The organism is Brevibacterium sanguinis (genome assembly GCF_003315415.1).
GTDB lineage: Bacteria > Actinomycetota > Actinomycetes > Actinomycetales > Brevibacteriaceae > Brevibacterium > Brevibacterium celere_A.
Genome location: NZ_QNSB01000012.1, coordinates 72,224 through 89,820, shown reverse-complemented (window position 1 = coordinate 89,820; position 17,597 = coordinate 72,224). Strand labels below are relative to the sequence as shown.

15 protein-coding genes are annotated in these 17,597 nt (G+C 63.1%); 9 read left to right on the top strand and 6 right to left on the bottom strand.

Annotated elements, in window-relative coordinates:
- Positions 1–109: 109 nt before the first annotated feature.
- The gene (locus tag DFO65_RS14780; protein ID WP_181778746.1) at positions 110–562 is read left to right on the top strand and encodes a helix-turn-helix domain-containing protein; all 453 of its coding nucleotides are present in this window, start codon (positions 110–112) and stop codon (positions 560–562) included.
- A complete protein-coding gene (locus DFO65_RS14775; RefSeq protein WP_113905215.1) occupies positions 559–1,572 on the top strand; it encodes a PIN domain-containing protein in 1,014 nt (337 codons plus the stop codon). Before DFO65_RS14780 ends, DFO65_RS14775 begins: the two co-directional genes overlap by 4 nt.
- A 131-nt stretch (positions 1,573–1,703) precedes the next feature.
- Here the strand turns inward: DFO65_RS14775 and DFO65_RS14770 are convergent, their stop codons facing one another.
- Entirely contained in the window at positions 1,704–2,933 is a 1,230-nt protein-coding gene (locus DFO65_RS14770; RefSeq protein ID WP_113905214.1) for an MFS transporter, read from the bottom strand.
- Between the two features lie 256 nt (positions 2,934–3,189).
- Between DFO65_RS14770 and DFO65_RS14765 the strand changes: the two genes are divergently transcribed.
- On the top strand, positions 3,190–4,245 hold the full coding sequence (locus DFO65_RS14765) for an LCP family protein (protein WP_113905213.1): 1,056 nt from the start codon (positions 3,190–3,192) through the stop codon (positions 4,243–4,245).
- Between the two features lie 78 nt (positions 4,246–4,323).
- Here DFO65_RS14765 and pgm read toward each other — a convergent pair whose 3' ends face one another.
- From pgm to DFO65_RS14750, 3 genes are all read right to left on the bottom strand, one after another.
- On the bottom strand, positions 4,324–5,964 hold the full coding sequence (gene pgm / locus DFO65_RS14760) for a phosphoglucomutase (alpha-D-glucose-1,6-bisphosphate-dependent) (RefSeq protein ID WP_113905212.1): 1,641 nt from the start codon (positions 5,962–5,964) through the stop codon (positions 4,324–4,326).
- Positions 5,965–6,100: 136 nt separating this feature from the next.
- Complete coding sequence (locus tag DFO65_RS14755; RefSeq protein ID WP_113905211.1) at positions 6,101–6,679, bottom strand: VanZ family protein; 579 nt, start codon at positions 6,677–6,679, stop codon at positions 6,101–6,103.
- The gene (locus tag DFO65_RS14750; RefSeq protein ID WP_113905210.1) at positions 6,616–6,945 is read right to left on the bottom strand and encodes a rhodanese-like domain-containing protein; all 330 of its coding nucleotides are present in this window, start codon (positions 6,943–6,945) and stop codon (positions 6,616–6,618) included. The genes DFO65_RS14755 and DFO65_RS14750 overlap by 64 nt, the downstream gene beginning before the upstream one ends.
- 50 nt (positions 6,946–6,995) lie before the next feature.
- Here DFO65_RS14750 and DFO65_RS14745 point away from each other — a divergent pair, with 50 nt between their 5' ends.
- The 5 genes from DFO65_RS14745 to DFO65_RS16985 all read left to right on the top strand — a co-directional run bounded on the left by DFO65_RS14745 (position 6,996) and on the right by DFO65_RS16985 (position 12,715).
- Positions 6,996–8,249 (top strand): FAD-dependent oxidoreductase, encoded by a 1,254-nt coding sequence (locus DFO65_RS14745; protein ID WP_113905209.1) that lies wholly within the window; start codon positions 6,996–6,998, stop codon positions 8,247–8,249.
- A 69-nt stretch (positions 8,250–8,318) separates the two neighbouring features.
- Positions 8,319–9,176: an ABC transporter permease gene (locus DFO65_RS14740; protein ID WP_113905208.1), complete on the top strand. Its 858-nt coding sequence runs from the start codon at positions 8,319–8,321 to the stop codon at positions 9,174–9,176.
- A complete protein-coding gene (locus DFO65_RS14735; RefSeq protein ID WP_113905238.1) occupies positions 9,169–9,942 on the top strand; it encodes an ABC transporter ATP-binding protein in 774 nt (257 codons plus the stop codon). Before DFO65_RS14740 ends, DFO65_RS14735 begins: the two co-directional genes overlap by 8 nt.
- Before the next feature lie 15 nt (positions 9,943–9,957).
- The gene (locus tag DFO65_RS14730; protein WP_113905207.1) at positions 9,958–11,229 is read left to right on the top strand and encodes a hypothetical protein; all 1,272 of its coding nucleotides are present in this window, start codon (positions 9,958–9,960) and stop codon (positions 11,227–11,229) included.
- 1,252 nt (positions 11,230–12,481) lie between these two features.
- On the top strand, positions 12,482–12,715 hold the full coding sequence (locus DFO65_RS16985; protein ID WP_147233372.1) for a hypothetical protein: 234 nt from the start codon (positions 12,482–12,484) through the stop codon (positions 12,713–12,715).
- Positions 12,716–12,797: 82 nt separating this feature from the next.
- On the opposite strand, the gene wecC is transcribed toward DFO65_RS16985, so the two are convergent.
- Complete coding sequence (gene wecC / locus DFO65_RS14725) at positions 12,798–14,057, bottom strand: UDP-N-acetyl-D-mannosamine dehydrogenase (RefSeq protein ID WP_113905206.1); 1,260 nt, start codon at positions 14,055–14,057, stop codon at positions 12,798–12,800.
- Between the two features lie 282 nt (positions 14,058–14,339).
- Here wecC and wecB point away from each other — a divergent pair, with 282 nt between their 5' ends.
- Positions 14,340–15,485 (top strand): non-hydrolyzing UDP-N-acetylglucosamine 2-epimerase, encoded by a 1,146-nt coding sequence (wecB, locus tag DFO65_RS14720; RefSeq protein ID WP_245940804.1) that lies wholly within the window; start codon positions 14,340–14,342, stop codon positions 15,483–15,485.
- On the opposite strand, the gene DFO65_RS14715 is transcribed toward wecB, so the two are convergent.
- Positions 15,473–17,365, bottom strand: a complete 1,893-nt coding sequence (locus DFO65_RS14715) for a glycosyltransferase family protein (RefSeq protein WP_181778745.1) — start codon at positions 17,363–17,365, stop codon at positions 15,473–15,475. The two genes, wecB and DFO65_RS14715, sit on opposite strands and share 13 nt — an antisense overlap.
- Positions 17,366–17,597: the final 232 nt, after the last annotated feature.

Genomic DNA, 17,597 nt, shown 5'->3' with positions numbered 1-17,597 from the left:
TGAGCCGGGAGGTGCGCAGCTGGCTGGCAGGGAATTGTATCCAGAGCAGCCGCTGTCTCTCAGCTCCGCACCCCTAGCGGGTTGCGTTAATTGCGAATATCATTGCCTTATGAGCGTTTCGCGCGACGATGTCACGTTCCCGGCGGACCAAGCAGGGTACTCTCAGTTGCGCGAAATCCTGCGGTCAGATGGACCGATGACTCTGAGCGCCTCAGACTCACGGCGCGCAAATGTTCCTCGAGAAGTGGCGCAGGCCCTTGACCAGGCCCTGGCTGTTCTCGAAAGGGGCGACGCTGTCGCGATATCGTCGAAGCAGCAGTCGTTGACGACGCAGCAGGCAGCGGAGATCCTCGGGGTATCGCGTCCCACGCTGATCAAGTACCTGGATCATGGTGAGATCGCGTATGAGATGCGGGGACGGCATCGACGTCTCGCGCTCAAGGATGTGTTGGAGTTTCAGGAGCAGAGGCGGGTAAAGCGACGGCATGCTCTGGACGAGATGGACCACGATGCAGAGGACTTCCGCCCCGCCAGGGATTTAGGCTTCGCGGAGACTCGATGAGCGGCTTGCGGGTGTTCGTCGACGCCTGTGTGCTGGTGCCAATCAATCTGTGCGATCTGCTCCTCCGAATGGCTGAAGCCGATCTGTTCTATCCGTTGTGGACCGATGAGGTTCTGGGCGAAGTTGAACGATGTCTGACGATGAAATTCGGATTGTCGAGCAGCAAAGCGTCGCGGCGAGTGCAATTGATGAAAGAAGCATTCCCAGAAGCGTCAGTCGAGGGTTACCAGTCTCTGATTGAGGCTATGAAGTGCGATGCGAAAAACAGACACGTACTGGCAGGAGCAGTACGTGGAGGGGCGGATCTGCTGGTCACAGCTAACCTCAAAGACTTCCCGCAGGAATCGGCCGCAGTCTTCGACGTGGAAGTCGTCCATCCGGACCAATTGCTTCTTGATCTGCTGGATCTCTTCGGTCGGGAGACTCTGCAGGTACTCCACGACACAGTTCGGTCTCGGTCTCGTCCGCCTGCTACTGTTCAGGATTTGCTGATCGCGCTTCGAGGGCCAGTTCCGCAGTTCGCCTCCACCGCACTTGAGGACCCGGCAGGACTGGGCGAAACGGCGTTCCTGTACGTTCCCGAATCCTCAACAACGGTAAGCGAGGAAGACCTCTTCTATCCCGATGGAATCGACAATCTCATGAATCCGAGAACCGTCGCCTGGAGGTGGTATACGGCAGTTCTGGGGGTGGGCCAGCGAAAGGATATTCGTGGTTTGTGTCACCGGGCGAGCGACTTTCCCAATCGACGGCAACTATCGAAGGTGCTTGAGGGGTATGGCCTTGCAGAGGGAGTCGAGTTTGCCATTGACGATCCCGATAGGGTCGCATATATGAAGCTTGTTCGCTCAAACGACCCCCTGCTCAGAGCGATGAACTCCGGTTCTCAAACTGGGATGATCGCACTGACACTTGCGAGATTGAGCCCCGAACACGAATGGCGAGTTTTCTCATTCGGCTCGACATACTCAACGCCTGAAAACATCTTCCTCGCGGACGACGCGGAGTAGACGACGCCCGGCGGATATACCACCCAGCGCATCCGTCCATCCCGCCCTTCGACGTTGCAGCGCCGCCCGGCGTGCGCAGGAGGAGCACTGCCGGCTCGACGGGCCACAGAACCACTCGGCCCCGCCAGGGCTCAGTCCTTGAGCTGGACCTTGCGGTTGAGCCGGACCTCGTGGCTCGAGCGCTTGGGGTTGAGGAGCTTGAGCAGGCAGAGGGCGAGGATCGCGCCCATGAGCGCGCACCCGGCGGGCAGGAGCATCGCGGTCTGTGCCCCATAGGCGTCGATGATGTTGCCGGCGATCGCGGATCCGAAGGCGACGCCGAAGCCCAGCGAGGTGCCGAGCCAGGCGAATGCCTCGGTCAGTCGCCTCGGCGGGGCGAGCTGCTCGATGACGGAGTTGGCGCCGATGAGGCTCGGGGCGATCGAGAAGCCGACGCAGAAGAGGATGATCCCGAACGACACCATGCCCTGGGCCAGCAGCATGACGCACGTGCCGATGGCGAGCAGCGAGACGGTGAAGCCGAAGCGGTGATGAGTCGGTGAGGACCAGTTCCGGGCGCCGTAGAGGGCACCGGAGATGAGGGAGCCGAGGGCGAACGCGCTGAGCAGGACCCCGGACAGGGGCTTGAGCCCGAGTTCGTCGGAGAACGCGACGGCGATGACGTCGATGGCGCCGAAGTTCACGCCGAGGAACACGTTGACGATGATGATCGTGAAGATGCCCGGGTTGGAGAACACATGGCCCTTGGGCTCGGTGCTGCGCTCGATGGGCGGCGGTTCCGTCGACTTCTGGATGTAGAGGAGAGTTGAGCCCACGGCGGTGGTGATCATCGAGAAGATGACACCGGCAGGCGGCCACACGGCCGTGGCCAGGACGGTCGCGAGGACCGGGCCGGTGACGAAGAGGAGCTCATCGGCCACCGACTCCCAGGAGAATGCGGTCTGCAGCTGCTTGGGGGAGCCGACGAGGTGGGACCAGCGGGAGCGCACGAGCGAACCGACGGAACCGACGGTGGCACCGCCGATGCCGGCGAAGAGGAAGACGAAGCCGACCCACCAGCCCCCGTAGACGGAGAAGATGAGCAGGAGCAGGGCGACGAGGTGGGTGACGACGATCGGCACCATGACCTTCGCCTGTCCGCGGCGGTCGACCAGACGTGCGATGACCGGGCCGGCAAGTGCTTGGACGATCATGTACACGGCGGTGACGATGCCCGCCAGACCGTAGGAGCCGCTGACACCCTGGATGAACAGGACGATGCCGAGGCCCAGAACCGCGATGGGCATACGTGCAACAAGACCGGCCAAGGAGAACTTGAGGGCACCGGGAAGTGACAGGATCTCCCGATAGTTGTTGAACACCAGGAAAGTCTATCTATAACCGTCCGGTCGGTACAGTAGTCGGTCGCCGAATCTTCGGTGAGTCCAGTCACCAGCTCCAGGACCGTCACCAGCTCCAGAACCATTACCAGCACCGGTCCACCCCGCCGCCCAGCCACCCAGCACTGACCGGAAAATAGTGAAAGCCGCCTGACTATACAATGAGTGCGATCATCTTTTCCCTTGACGCGCCGGATGACAGCGCAGCACCACCCCTCTTGACACGACTGGAGTGCCGATGACGGACAACAGCAGTTTCGACGATCTCTTCGGCGAACAGGCAGACCAACAGCAGCAGGAACCACCCCGCAAGAAGCGGCGGGTGTGGCGCAAGGTCCTCGTCGGAGCGATCGTCGTCGTCGTTCTCGCGGTCCTCGGGGTCGGCGCCTATGTGTGGAGCATCGGCCGCAACTTCAACGAGGCGGCCAACCAGCTAACCGACGAGCAAGTATTCGGCAAGGTACGCGGGGAGAAGAAGGACGACAAGGCCGGCGGGACGAACATCCTGCTGCTCGGCTCCGACGAGCCGATGAGCGACGTCGACATGAACGACAGCCGAGGACTGCGCTCCGACTCGATGATGGTCATGCACCTGCCCGAGTCCGGGTCGAATGTCCAGGTGATGTCGATCCCGCGTGACACCTGGGTCGACATCGAGGGCCACGGCAAGGCGAAGATCAACGCCGCGCTGTCCTACGGCGGTCTGCCCCTGGCCGTGTCCACCGTCTCCGACTTCATCGGCACCGAGCTCGACCATGTCGCCGTCATCGACTTCGAGGGCTTCAAGGGACTCACCGACAGCCTCGGCGGGGTGACCGTCAACTCCGAGCAGGCCTTCAGCACCAACGGCTACGAGTTCCAGCAGGGCGAGAACCACCTCAACGGCGAGGAGGCGCTGGCCTTCGTCCGCGAGCGCAAGCAGTTCTCCGACGGCGACTTCCAGCGCGCACGCAATCAGCAGGCCTTCATCAAGGGACTGATCTCCACGATGATCTCGGCCGACACCCTGTCGAACCCGAAGAAGATCGCCGACATGGTCACCGACTTCGCCCCGTACATGTACGTCGACAGCGAGCTCACCGCCCAGTACATCTCCGCGACCGCATTCGAGATGCGGGACGTGCGCCCCGGCGACATCCAGTTCTTCACCGCGCCGACCGCCGGTGTGGGCCGCTCGTCCGACGGGCAGTCGATCATCAAGGTCGACGAGGCGGAGCTCGAGAAGGTCCGCGAGGCGTTCAAGAACGACACCCTCGCCGACTACGTCGAGACCGCTCCCGAGCAGCACCTCTGAGCGCTCGGCCGCCGAGAGCGGCCTGATCAGAGACGAGACCGGCGGCTCCCTTCCTTCCGAAGGGAGCCGCCGGTCGCCTCACCCCAGCACGGAGTCGACGAGCGTCCGCGCGTCCTTCTGCACCTGCTTGAGGTGGTCCTTGTCGCGCAGTGACTCCGCGTAGATCTTGTAGACGTCCTCCGTGCCCGAGGGCCGGACCGCGAACCATGCGTTCTCCGTCGTCACCTTGAGCCCGCCGATGGGGGCGTCGTTGCCCGGCGCCGAAGTGAGCACCGCCTCGACCTGCTCGCCGGCGATGGTCGAGGCGCCCACCTCGTCGGCCTTGAGCGAGCCGAGCCGCGACTTCTGCTCCCGGGTGGCCGGGGCGTCCTGCCGCGCATAGGCGCTCGTGCCGTGCTTCGCGGCGAGCTCCGCGTAGCGCTGGGACGGCGACTTCCCCGTCTTCGCGGTCATCTCCGCGGCGAGCAGGGCGAGGATGATCCCGTCCTTGTCCGTCGACCACACCTTGCCGTCGCGGCGGAGGAACGACGCGCCGGCCGACTCCTCACCGCCGAAGGCGATGCTCGCGTCGAGCAGCCCGGGGACGAACCACTTGAACCCGACCGGGACCTCGAACAGCTTCCGGCCGCGGGCGGCGACGACGCGATCGACGATCGACGAGGTGACCAGGGTCTTGCCGATCGCCGCCGAGGCGGGCCACCCGGTCCGCGTCTCGAGGAGGTAGTCGATCGCGGTCGCCAGGTAGTGGTTGGGGTTCATCAGGCCGGCGTCGGGGGTGACGATCCCGTGCCGGTCGGCGTCGGCGTCATTGCCCGTGGCGATGTCGTAGTCGCCGCGGGAGGCGATGAGGCCGGCCATCGCGTAGGGGGAGGAGCAGTCCATGCGGATCTTCTCGTCCCAGTCGAGGGTCATGAAGCTCCACGCGGGATCGACCTCGGGGTGGACGACGGTGAGGTTGAGGTCGTAGTCCTCGGCGATCGCCGCCCAGTAGTCGACGCTGGCCCCGCCGAGGGGGTCGGCGCCGATCCTGATGTCGGAGCCGCGGATGGCATCGATGTCGATGACCGAGGGCAGGTCGCCGACGTAGTTGGAGACGAAGTCGAAGTTCTCGGTGTTCTCCAGGTGGAAGGCGCGCTGGAAGGACTTGCGCGGGATCTTCTCCCACCCGGCTTCGAGGTAGGAGTTCGCGCGGTCGGCGATCCACTTCGTCGTGTCCGTGCCGGCCGGCCCGCCGTGGGGCGGGTTGTACTTGATGCCGCCGTCGGAGGGCGGGTTGTGGCTGGGGGTGACGATGATCGCGTCGGCCTGCGCCTCGGTGCGGCTCTTGCCGGCGTTGAACCCGAGGACCGCGTGGGAGACCGCCGGGGTGGGGGTGAAGCCGTCGCGCTCGTCGATGAGCGCGGGGACGTCGGCGGCGGCGAGGACCTCGAGGACGGTGAGGAACGCCGGTTCGCTGAGCGCGTGGGTGTCGCGGCCGAGGAAGATCGGCCCGCGGGTGCCGTGGTCGCGGCGGAAGTCGACGATCGCGGCGGTGATCGCGGCGATGTGGGCCTCGTTGAATGCGCGATTGAAGCTCGAACCGCGGTGTCCGGAGGTGCCGAAGCTCACGGCTTGCGCCGGCACCGAGGGGTCGGGCACGAGATCGTAGTACGAGTCGAGAAGGGCGGGGATGTCGACGAGGTCCCGATCCTGGGCGAGTTGGCCGGCGCGAGTAGTCATGTCCCTACCTTGCCAAATCCCCGCCCCGCCACACAGTCCCCGACCCCGAGGTCTTGAATGGTGGACGATCACAGCTCACCTCGGGCTTGCTCCCGTCGCGTTCACCGCAGTCCCGCTCGCATCCCGGCCCACCGGATCAGGTCCGCTCCCGACCCGCCCCACTGTCCGAGCCCGCGTCGTCGTCCCGACCCGGAGCATCGTCCGTCGACGCCCCATCATCGCCCGATCGGCACAGCCACAGGACGACGAATCCCGCGGCGACACCGATGAGTCCGCCGAGGGCGTTCGTCACGATGTCCCAGGCCTCGGGCAGGCGCACGCCTCGGTAGAAGACATACTGGACGCCTTCGATGGCGATGCTGGCGAGCAGCAGCACCGAGGCCCACCACCAGTGCGGCCACAGGAGGACCAGTCCGAATCCCAGGGGGATGAACATGACGACGTTCCACACCCTCTCCAGGCGCCCGGTCGTGAACAGCTCGGCGTGGGGCAGCCAGCCGAACGCGGCCTGGAACGCCTCCCACACCTTGAAGTTGGCATAGGAGACGACTTTCCCGGAGGGGAACAGGATGAGGAGTGCGCACAGGGCTGCGCAGGGCAGGAGGATCGCGACGCCGAGGCGGCGCAGCGTCCTCGTGGTCCGGGCCCGCCCTATTTCACCCAGGGTTCGTCCCCGGTCTCCGACACGATCGGCTTGCCGTGGTCGAGGTTCCATGCCCCCATGCCGCCGGTGACGTTGATCGCGTCGAAGCCGTTGCCGTTGAGCCACGCCACCGCGCGGCGGGAGCGCCCGCCGGTGCGGCAGATCACGTACACATCCTCATCGAGGGGCACCTCGTCGTACCGGGCGGGAAGATCGGCGAGCGGAATGTGCAGGGCACCTTCGATGTGGCCGGCTTCCCACTCGTCGTCCTCGCGCACATCGAGGATGGGCGCGCCCTCGGGGATCTCTGTCACCTGAACCGAAGTCTCATCACTCATGAATCCAGTCTAAGCACCGTCGGTGAGTGCCGCACCCATACGATGGGGACATGGGCAGACGCATCGTCATCATCGGAGCAGGACTGGCCGGCACGACTGCCGCACGCGAATTCGGCGACCGCGGTCAGGCCGTGACCCTCATCGATCCGCGAGCGGGGGAGACCTACGAGCGTCCGCCCCTGTCCAAGCACCTCTTCGACGGTGGGCGCTACCACCTGCCCTACCACCTCGGGTCCTCGGACCTGGTGACACTCGTGCGGGCTCGCGCCCTGCAGATCACCCTCGCCGAGGCGGCTCACAGCTCCCAGCAGACCGTTCCCTCCCCGCCCGGTGATCGGTCGCTCGCCGAGGCGGGCCACCCGGAGGTCGTCGGCACCGTCGACCTTGACACGGGGGAGTCCATCGCGTTCACCCACTGCATCCTCGCCACGGGGATGGAGGCCAATGCCCCGCACGTGCCCGGGTATCCGGACGCACTGCCGGTCTACAACCTCGGCGAGGCGGAATGGATCCGGGCACAGGTCGATGCGGCGACGGACCAGCTCGATGTCGGGGTGCTCGGTTCGGGGTATCTCGGCATGGAGGTCGCGACCTCGGCCGTGGCCGCCGGACACCTGGCCACCGTCTACCTCCGGGGGACCGAACCGCTGCGCCGACAGCTGTCGAAGCCGGTCAGGGACGCCCTCGTCGCCAGGCACCGCGACGCCGGCGTCCGGTTCGTCACCGGCCTCACGGACCCGGCGGACATCCCCGCCGGGGTCCACGATCTCATGGTGACAAGCGTCGGCGCGCGTCCCGAGCTCATCCCGATCAACGGCCAGATGCCCGAATTCGCGTGGGACGTCGATGAGAAATTGGCAACATCGCACCCGGGCGTCTGGGCGGCCGGCGACTGCGCACGAGTGAGCGCGGGCCCCTACGCCCTCGACCATCCCTGGGCGTGCAAGCCCGTAGCCGAGACCCACGGACGATACCTGGCGCAGCACCTCATGGGCGAGACCGACGAGCCGTGGTCGGACGTGCCCTGGCATTGGAGCTTCCAAGGGCCGGAGAAGGTCTTCACCGCCGGTCTGACCAGGCCGGACGTCGAAGGAACACTGACGAAGCCGCACCCGGACGGCAAGAAGATGCAGGTTTTCCACTTCGCCGGCCCGGAGCCTGAGGCGCTTCTCATCGGCGTCGAGACCCTCGGATGGCCTCCCATGCAGGCAGCCGCCCGACGCGTACTGGATGGTAACCACATTCCGACCCGGGCGCAGATCGAGGACCCCGACTTCGACCTCAAGGCTCACAGCCGACTGTGAGCGTCGGTGTGGACGATCGCATAGACTTCCTTTGTTCGTAAACAGTCGCCGACGAGAGACCTTCTTTTCATGGATATGGCCAAGCTTGCTGCCGAGCACGGGCTCGAACGAGTGGGTGGGCGGCCGTCTTTGCCCGAATACATCAAGGAGCTGTGGCAGCGCAGCGACTTCACGCTGACGCTGGCGCGCTATCGGATCCAGAGCGAGAACGAACGCAATCGCCTCGGCATGCTCTGGGTCGTCCTCCGGCCGGCATTCTCGGCTCTGATCTACGGCACGGTCTTCGGCGTCATCATGGCCGGCGTCGGCGCTCGGCCTCAGGACTTCGTGCCCTTCGTCATCATCGGCGTCTTCTCCCTCGAATTCTTCAACTCGTCGATGAACGGCGGAGCGAAGTCGATCATCCAGAACGCGTCCCTGGTCCAATCGCTGCCGTTCCCGCGCATCGTGCTGCCGATCGCCACGGTGATGCAGAACCTGCTCAACTTCATGCCGACGCTGGCGTTGATGATCATCCTCGCGACGATCTGGGGTGCCCGCCCCAATTGGGAATGGCTGCTCTTCATCCCGCTGGTGCTCATCTTCTGGGTGTTCAACCAGGGCGTCGCGTTCATCTTCGCCCGCATCACGGTCCACTTCCGGGACCTCAGCCAGGTCATCCCCTTCATCTCTCGCATGATCTTCTACACCTCGGGAGTGTTCTTCGACCTCAACGACATGATCCAGAAGGTCGCGCCGGGCTGGCAGGCGTTCGCGGACTGGCACCCCCTCAACAACGTCCTCGCCATCAGCCGCGGAATCCTCATGGAGCGCATGGAGATCCCCTACGAGTACTTCTTCAACCTCTCCGTCTGGGCCGTGGTGGTGTTCGTCTTCGGCTTCGTGTTCTTCTGGCAGGCCGAGGAAAGGTATGGTCGCGATGAGTGAGGCAGAGATGACTGCACCCGAGACCGACGAGCAGACCGATCCGCCCGTCGTCATCTGCGACGACGTCCACGTCAAGTACAAGACTCTGGCAACGGGCAAGAAGCTGGCACTGGGGACCGCGAGCGGCTTCCTCCAGCGCAAGCGTGAGCTGCGTGAGGTGCATGCCCTCAAGGGCGTCAGCTTCGTCGCCCACGCCAATGAGTCGATCGGGATCATCGGCAGCAACGGGTCGGGCAAATCGACCCTCATGCGCACGATCACCGGACTGACACCGACCTCATCAGGTGCCGTCTACGCCAGCGCTCGGCCCAACCTCCTCGGCGTCGGGGCCGCCCTCATCGGAGACCTGTCCGGTGGGCGCAACATCATCCTCGGCGGCCTGGCCCTGGGCATGAGCCGCGAAGAGGTTGCGGCCAAGTACGACGACATCGTCGAATTCACCGGGCTCGCCGACTTCATCGACATGCCGATGCGCACGTACTCCTCGGGCATGTCCCAGCGCCTGAAGTTCGGCATCGCCACGGCCGTCCAGCACGAGATCCTCATCGTCGACGAGGCGCTTGCCGTCGGCGACAAGCAGTTCCAGAAGCGCAGTGAGGGCAAGATCCGCGAGATCCGCGAGAATGCCGGCACCGTCTTCCTCGTCTCGCACTCGATGCGCTCGATCAAAGACACGTGCAACCGGACGATCTGGATCGAGAAGGGCGTGCTCCGTGCTGACGGTCCCACCGAGGACGTCGTCAAGGAGTACGAGAACTTCAAGTAGAAGGGCGCCGAGGCGGTGGAGACCTTTTCGATCCGCAGTGAGCGCGGCTCGATCGAGTCCGCCCTGGAGAATGAAGGCACCAACGCCGCCCGGTTCGCCGTCATGGCCGCCCTGGGTCCGGGACCGAACTCCCATGGAGCTCCAGCAGCCGCCGTAATCCCGCCCGAGACGCTTCCGAGATTCGGGCTTCCCCCTGAGCTGCTCGAGCAGCGCCAGTCCCTGAACGCTCAGGATCAGCGGGCCGGCGAGACGCAGTACCTGCTTGACGCCTATGAAGGCAGCTGTTCGCAGCTGCGAGATCGAGCCTTCGCCGACCTCCACGACACTCGGACGCCGCGGGCGCGCTTGGCGTTCCTCGTTGCGGGCCTCGCCAGCGATCTGGAACGGGAATCGGTCGCTGCGGCCGCGGCGATCCTCACCTCCGTGCCTCTGGTCGGTGCGGCACATTATTTGCCGGACTGGTCAGGGGAGGACTGGCAGAGCCACTGCACGGCCGCCCTCGACCGGACTCTGCACCGGTCTGGTGCTCAGCCGTCCGACCATCAACAGGTGGTGGAGGACATCCGAGGGTTGGCTCGACAGCGAGTGAGTCAGGGGCAGGCATCGGCGGACCCGATCGTGCGAGAGTTCGCGATGGCGCCCTTCCTCTACCAACCGACGGTTCCGACCACGTCCGGAGATGAGGCAGGCACACGACGGGTATCGGCAGTAACGCGAGGGCCTGGCTCCGGTGCGATGTCGACGATGGTCCATGGGACGTGGGGTTGGAAGGACGCCTGGTGGTATCCAGGAGGCGATTTCCACACGTATGTGAAGGAGGAGGTCAGGCCTGACCTCTATGACGGCGGTCAGGAGTTCTCGTGGTCGGGTGCGTTGAGCGCGGAGCAGAGAGTGATCGGCGGTCAGCGCTTCCTCCGCTGGACCGAATCAGCGAGCGGCGGCAATGGTCTGCACACGTTGTTCGCGTTCAGTTACGGAAGTGAGCTCGTCGCCCGCGCAGTGAATGCCGGAGCTGCGATCGACGAGGTGGTGTTCCTCAGCGCTCCGGTGCACCCACCGCTGACGCAGATGCTGGGCAAGGTCGACCGAGTCGTCGACATCCGGCTGAAGTTCGACCTCGTGCTTGCATTGGCCCGAGCCGCCCAGCGCCTGCCCAGCGCCCCAAACGTCACCGTGAAGCACATCGACGAGCCGTATTGGAGCCACAACGTCACTCACGATCCGGCGTTGTGGAGGGAGCTGGGTCTTGCGCGGGAGTTGGAGCGGGTTGCTAGGCGAAGTCGCTAGGAAAAGTAGCAAAACAATATGAAACAGCTCAATCGAAGTTGCCAGCATGTCTAGAGGAACTATCAAGAACTTTGCGACCAAAAACTTCGCGTGCGACTTCGACTGCGTCCGATTTGAACCCCTCAGGGATGAGCTGCAGTCGGTGGAGTTGATGAGTATCCTCTGGATCGAAACCGACAATTCGGCCGGCGGAATTGCGAGGTTGTCCTGACTGCTTGAGCAATCCCAGGGCGCGGAGAATGGGATGTGCGGCACTAAACGATTCGCGGCCGAGTCCGTAATGGCGTAAGCGAGTATCGCTGGGTATCGCTATCAGTCCGGGATCCTCTCCTTCGAGCTTTCCTTCGCCGCAGGAAAGCATTAGTATCAGTGCGATCTCGCTGTCTCGTAGGATGTGCAGCCACCCGTTAGCGATGAATCCCTCAGGTAGAACCAGCGTCGGTTCACTCTTGCTTGGGATCGAGTAGGGCATTAGTTCAGCGTGTGGGCGAGAAGCTCCAGCCGTCTCGTCTAGGAGTTGAAACCGTCCAGATTTGTCGGAGGGCAACTGAATGAGTTTCGCGTTCTGAATTGTTTTCAGAGCACGGTTGACTTGCCCTTTTCGCTTCCGTCTGTCCGTAATGTAATGCTTAGTTTGGTTACTTGTAGTGGTTGCAGGCGATGCAATGAAATCGCACCAGCCGTACTCTCTCGGGCTATCGGGAAAGACCGGCCACCGGTTTCTAAAGGTAGTCCCAGGCCGTCTGTCCTGAGCCTGCGCGAGCGAAATCGCAGTTAATACTAATCGCAGTGCAGGCCCCTGTCCATTCATTAGCCGGGTGGCAGGCGGTCGTACCTCCCTCGGCGGAGTTTTACGATCATCGCCTGCGTATTCCGCTATCGGGGTCTCCGAGTAAGAAAACCCACGTCTCAAAACGAGAGGTTCACTTCGCGGAACATTGATTCCGTTCAGGATCTGCGTAACTCTTGCCGCGGAATCCGAGATTTCGGCGAACGAGCGAGACCGTTTTCGCCAGGCCTGCAGTTCACGCTTTGAGGTTGGTCCAGCGAGGGGAGATTGGACTGAGATCGGCGTTTCAGAAGCCAAAAAATCACCTCAACCTGTAGAACCCAACCCGCCAGTTGCAACTTCGCAACGACTTACTTGTAGCTAAATCGACTGGCGTGTTGATGTTACCTCGATCGGTTGTTGAGTGGCAAGGCCTCGGAGCGTCACGATGGGAACATCAAACCGAGAAGGGAGGGCCAAACAATGGTTCGAAAGATTCGTTCGCCGCGGTCCAGTGAAGGGTTGATTAGTCTGCGCGCGGCTGGGATTGTTTCAACGGCCGCGATTATTGGACTGATCGTCGCAGCCAGCAGCTTTTTCGTACTCTCCGACTTGGGCACTGAGGTCCCGGAAGCGGTGCTTGGAGGTATCGCCGCCGGTGTTACCGCGGCGCTCTCGGCTTCAGCAAAGCTTGACAAGTTGATCGCCCGTGAGTAGGCAGATCGAGTTTGATCTATCCGGTCTAGTGCTAGCAGTGTTAAAGCACGCGGTAATCGATCACAATGGTGTAACGCTAGGGTCACCGCCACACGCCCCGCGTATCGTGAACGATCTTCTGCGCCAGCGACGCCGGGTCGAGGCGGACGAACTCGTGGTGGTCGACGAGCAGCAGAACGATGTCCGCGACCTTGACTGCGGAGTTGAGCTCAGAGAGCGTGACATTCTCACGGGTCTCGAGCTCCGCAGGCAGTGCGTCGATATTGGGCTCGACGGCCATGATGTTCGCACCGGGCAGTTCATCGGCCAGCTGGTTGACGATATGACGGGCAGGGCTCTCGCGCAGGTCGTCGATGTTGGGCTTGAATGCGAGGCCTAGGGCTGCGATCTGCACATCGTTGATCCGCCGAGCCTGAGGGAGGACCTTGTCGAGCACGAACTGCGGTTTGGCGTCATTGACCTCGCGCGCGGTTCTGATCAGCGACGAGTTCTTCTCGTCGCTGGCGACGATGAACCACGGATCGACGGCGATGCAGTGTCCGCCAACGCCTGGCCCCGGCTGCAGGATGTTGACGCGCGGATGGTGGTTGGCAAGCTCGATGAGTTCCCAGACGTTGATGTCGAGGTTGTCGGCGATCACTGACAGCTCATTGGCGAACGCGATGTTCACGTCGCGGTAGGCGTTCTCCGTCAGCTTTGCCATCTCGGCCGTCCGAGCATCAGTCATGAGGAACTCTCCTTCGCAGAAGAGCTCATAGAGTTCCCGGGCTCGCTCGCCGGCCTCCCCGTTGAGGGTGCCGACGATGCGGTCGTTGGTGCGCAGCTCGATCATGATCCGTCCCGGCAGCACTCGCTCCGGGCAGTGGGCGAAGTAGATCGAATGCGGGTTGCCCGGAGTCAAGGTGAGGTCGGGACGCTCAGACAGCACTGTTTCAGCGAGGAACTCGGTGGCACCGGGAGGCGAGGTCGACTCGAGGATGACGAGTTCATTGCCCTGAAGCAGGGGAGCGATCTGTCGTCCGGCCGTCTCGATGTACGACAGGTCCGGCTTCATCCCGTCTTTGAACGGCGTCGGCACCGCGACGATGTAGTTGTCCGCGTGAGGGGTCTCGGTCGTCGCTCTGAGGTGACCCTGAGAGACGACACCGGCAACGACCGTGGCCATATCGGGTTCGACGAAGGGCACTTCTCCTGCGTTGATGACATCAACCGTGCGCTGATTGATGTCGACGCCGACCACGTCTGCTCCCGAACTGGCGAGCACTGCGGCGGTAGGGAGCCCGATGTATCCGAGACCGATGACGGCGACGGACGGGCGGAGAGTCGTGGTTGGATTGACCATAGCGCAGGGCTCCAGTGGCTTGAAGGCGTTCGAATCGGTTGTGAGGCCGGCCGACGATCGATCTGCAGCCAACGGCCGTGTCGGATCACATTTGAATGATAGTGAAGTTTTTGGCTCTTGCGAAAAGCAGGTCCGTATGCCGCGAGGACAGTTTCCTCGACCGAAATTACGCGATGCTATGTTGTTCGAGTACGCGCGGCGTAGTGACGCGATCTGACCTTGAAATCTGGCAGTCACCACTAGAACGCTGCCGACAGCAGCTACGAAGGATTGAGATTGAACATGGACCACAGCAGTGACAGCCCGCGTGTGATGGTGGTGTATGGGACGCGTCCAGAGGCGATCAAGGTAGCTCCCGTAATCAAGGCATTGGAGTCGGACGCGGATCTCACCCCGATCGTGGTGATCACTGCTCAGCACAGGGAGATGCTCGATCAGGTCAACGAGGTCTTCGATATCGTGCCTGATGTCGACCTCAATCTCATGGCTCACGGCCAGACGCTCAACGGCATCGCGGGTCGTGTCATCGTGGAGATGGACAAAGTACTCGAGGAGCACAGCCCTGATGCAGTGCTAGTCCAAGGCGATACGACCACCGTGATGGCGACTGCGATCGCGGCCTTCAACCGAGAGATCCCCGTTGTTCATTTGGAAGCGGGGCTACGCAGCGGCGACATCGATTCTCCTTTCCCCGAGGAGGCCAATCGGAAACTGGTTTCCCAGATCGCCAAGCTCCACTTCGCTCCGACAGAAGTCTCGCGGGCCAACCTGCTCACGGAAGGTGTGGCGGATGACCTCGTCCACGTCACGGGAAATACAGTGATCGACGCGCTCAAGTGGGCAGTGGCGCGGCCAGTGGACTTTAGCCTGCCGCAACTGGCGGAACTATCGAACGACGAGCGCCGGGTGCTCCTCGTGACGACGCATCGCAGGGAGAACCTCGGCGAGAATATGGTCAATATCGGCAAGGCGCTCCATGCGCTTGCGACTCGGTATCCCGATCTCGTCATCGTCTGGCCTGCGCACAAGAATCCGAAGGTGCGGGCTTCGATCGAACCCGAGATCGAGGGGCTCTCGAACATCATCTCGATCGAGCCCGTCGAGTACGGCGAGTTCTCCCAGCTCATTGCGCGCGCAACGGTTATCCTGACCGACTCCGGTGGAATCCAGGAGGAGGCCCCCAGCCTCGGAAAGCCGGTCCTGGTACTTCGTGAGAACACCGAACGACCTGAAGCTGTCGATGCCGGCACAGTGAAGCTCATCGGAACTGCGACGGATCGCATTGTTTCCGAAGTCAGCGAACTGCTCGATGACCCAGCTGCTTACAAAGTGATGGCGAATGCCGTGAACCCTTATGGAGACGGTTTGTCGGCCGGCCGCTGTGTGGCGTTGCTCAAAGAGTTCCTGGGAGGAGCTCAGAAGCAGTAGTGGCTCGGCGCGAACCCGAATGAGTGGACATCTCCGTTGGCCAGAAGCAGGTGGTCGTCGACAGACCAGGTGTGAGAATGGCCCGCCCTGACCTGGACGAAATTGAATCGATCTGCTGAATAGATCCGAGCCCCCGAGGTGACGAGACGCTGTTGGAGCTCGGTGTCCTCACCGAGGGTCCTTGCCGCGAACGGGAACTCCTCCAATGTCTCCTTCCTCGCCATCAGCGTCGGACCCATCACCAAGTCTGTGTAGCGGTGCTCGCGTTCGGGGAACCGGCAGATAACGACGTCATGGGCCTGGAGGTGCAGATAATGAGCTTGTTTGCCGACCAGATCCGCGTTCGAGTATCTCATCGCCGCCAGTTGGTCGGAGAGATACTGGTCGCCATAGATGTCGTCGTCATCCATCTTCGCGATGACTTCACCAGAAGCAATGGCGATTCCCCTGTTGAGACACTCCCCAAGCGGCTGCTCGGCGTCGACCGTGACCACGGTGAGGTTCTCGACTCCGGCGTCCTTCGCTCGGGCCTCGAGGTCGGCAGGGACATCGAAACCGTGGGCCACCAGCACGAGCTCGCGGTCGGGATGCACCTGACGGGCATGTGTGGAGAGGATCCCGCCGAGGTGGTCGGGACGGTTGGTGGAGACGACTGCGGACACGGAGGTCGGGAAGGGAGGGGCGTACTCGATGTCGAGCGCATCCATCACCGTCATGGCCCGATGTGAGTACGTGTGCTGCTGCCAGATCCGGCGTTGAGCCTTGTGCACCATTCGATCGCGCAGCTCCTTGCTGCGGACTAGTGCGCGCAGCGTCCACTCCGCGTCCTCACGGGTCTCCGGCTGGGCGACCTCATCGGTGGGGAAGAACTCGCTCGTCGCGGCGCTCGGGGTGGTGACGACCGAAGTGCCGGCTGCCGTGATCTCGAAGATCCGGCGGGCACACATGCTGGGGGAGTCGACGACCGAGTTGACGTTGAGGAAGACTTTGTAGTGCTTGTAGGCGGTGAGCAGGTGGGAGTAGGGCAGGGACCCGACTACACGATCCGCCAGGGAGTCGGGAAACTGGTAGCGGGCGTCGTCACCGAGGAATCGGGAGAAGATCTCCAGTCCATGCTCCATCCGCCCGGACACCGCCTCGGCAGCTCCGAGAAGCAGATCCATCTGTTCGCGGCGTTCCGGGTACTTGTGGGCGAAGTACATTCCGGCGAACGCGATGTCGCGCGCCGCGGCTCCCTTGGCGGGGCGGGCGGGGGAGTGGATGGCCGGCTGTGCCGCGAACGGGAGCACGGCGACGTTGGCGTGACCGAGTTCCCTCCGATAGTCGGGCAGCAGACGCTCATCGCTCGTGAACACGACATCGCAGAGTCGGGCAACGGGCAGGAAATCGTCGAAGTGAGGCGGATCCTCCTTGTTCCAGAACACGGTGCGAATGCCGCGGGACCTGCAGTCGGACAGGAGCTCGACGACCTCGGCGCTCGGTCCTCTGGTGCTTGTGAGCTGGTACTTCCAATCACCCGAGTTCCCGTTCCACGCCGATTCGACGAAGACGAAGTCCACGGACTCGAGTTCCTCTCTCCACCCGGTCCGGGTCAGCGGCACCGCGGTCCACTCGAATCCGAAGCTCATGGCGGAGAACTCGTCGAGAATGACTCCAACCCTGACGTCGGCGAACACCGGCCGACGCTGAGGCAGGGGGAGCGCGGGGAAGAGCTCGGTGAGAACCTGGTCCGCCAGACGTCCCGCGGTCACCTTCTCGGAGACGGCGGCGGTCGCCTGCTGGATCGACCGACGCTTCCTCCACTTCGACACGGCGTCGATCCCGCCGTTGCGGAAATGCCACAGTGCCGTACGCGCGGTGCGAATCGGAGATTCGGCCATGGTGAGTTCCTCTCGTTCGCTCGTCGGAGCAACGTTCGCAGGGCCGACCCGGGACCGCTCGACGCCGGTCGTCCACGACGAGGCGACGGAAGGCAGATCGATTCCGTGGGCGTCGGCGACGACAGAAATGACGCAGAAATGATTCCAGGTTGTGACAATAGTACAATCGTCTGGTTGGCATCGCCGAACGAGAACTATCGGATCGGTGCAGGCCGCAGTGACAGCCGGTGAA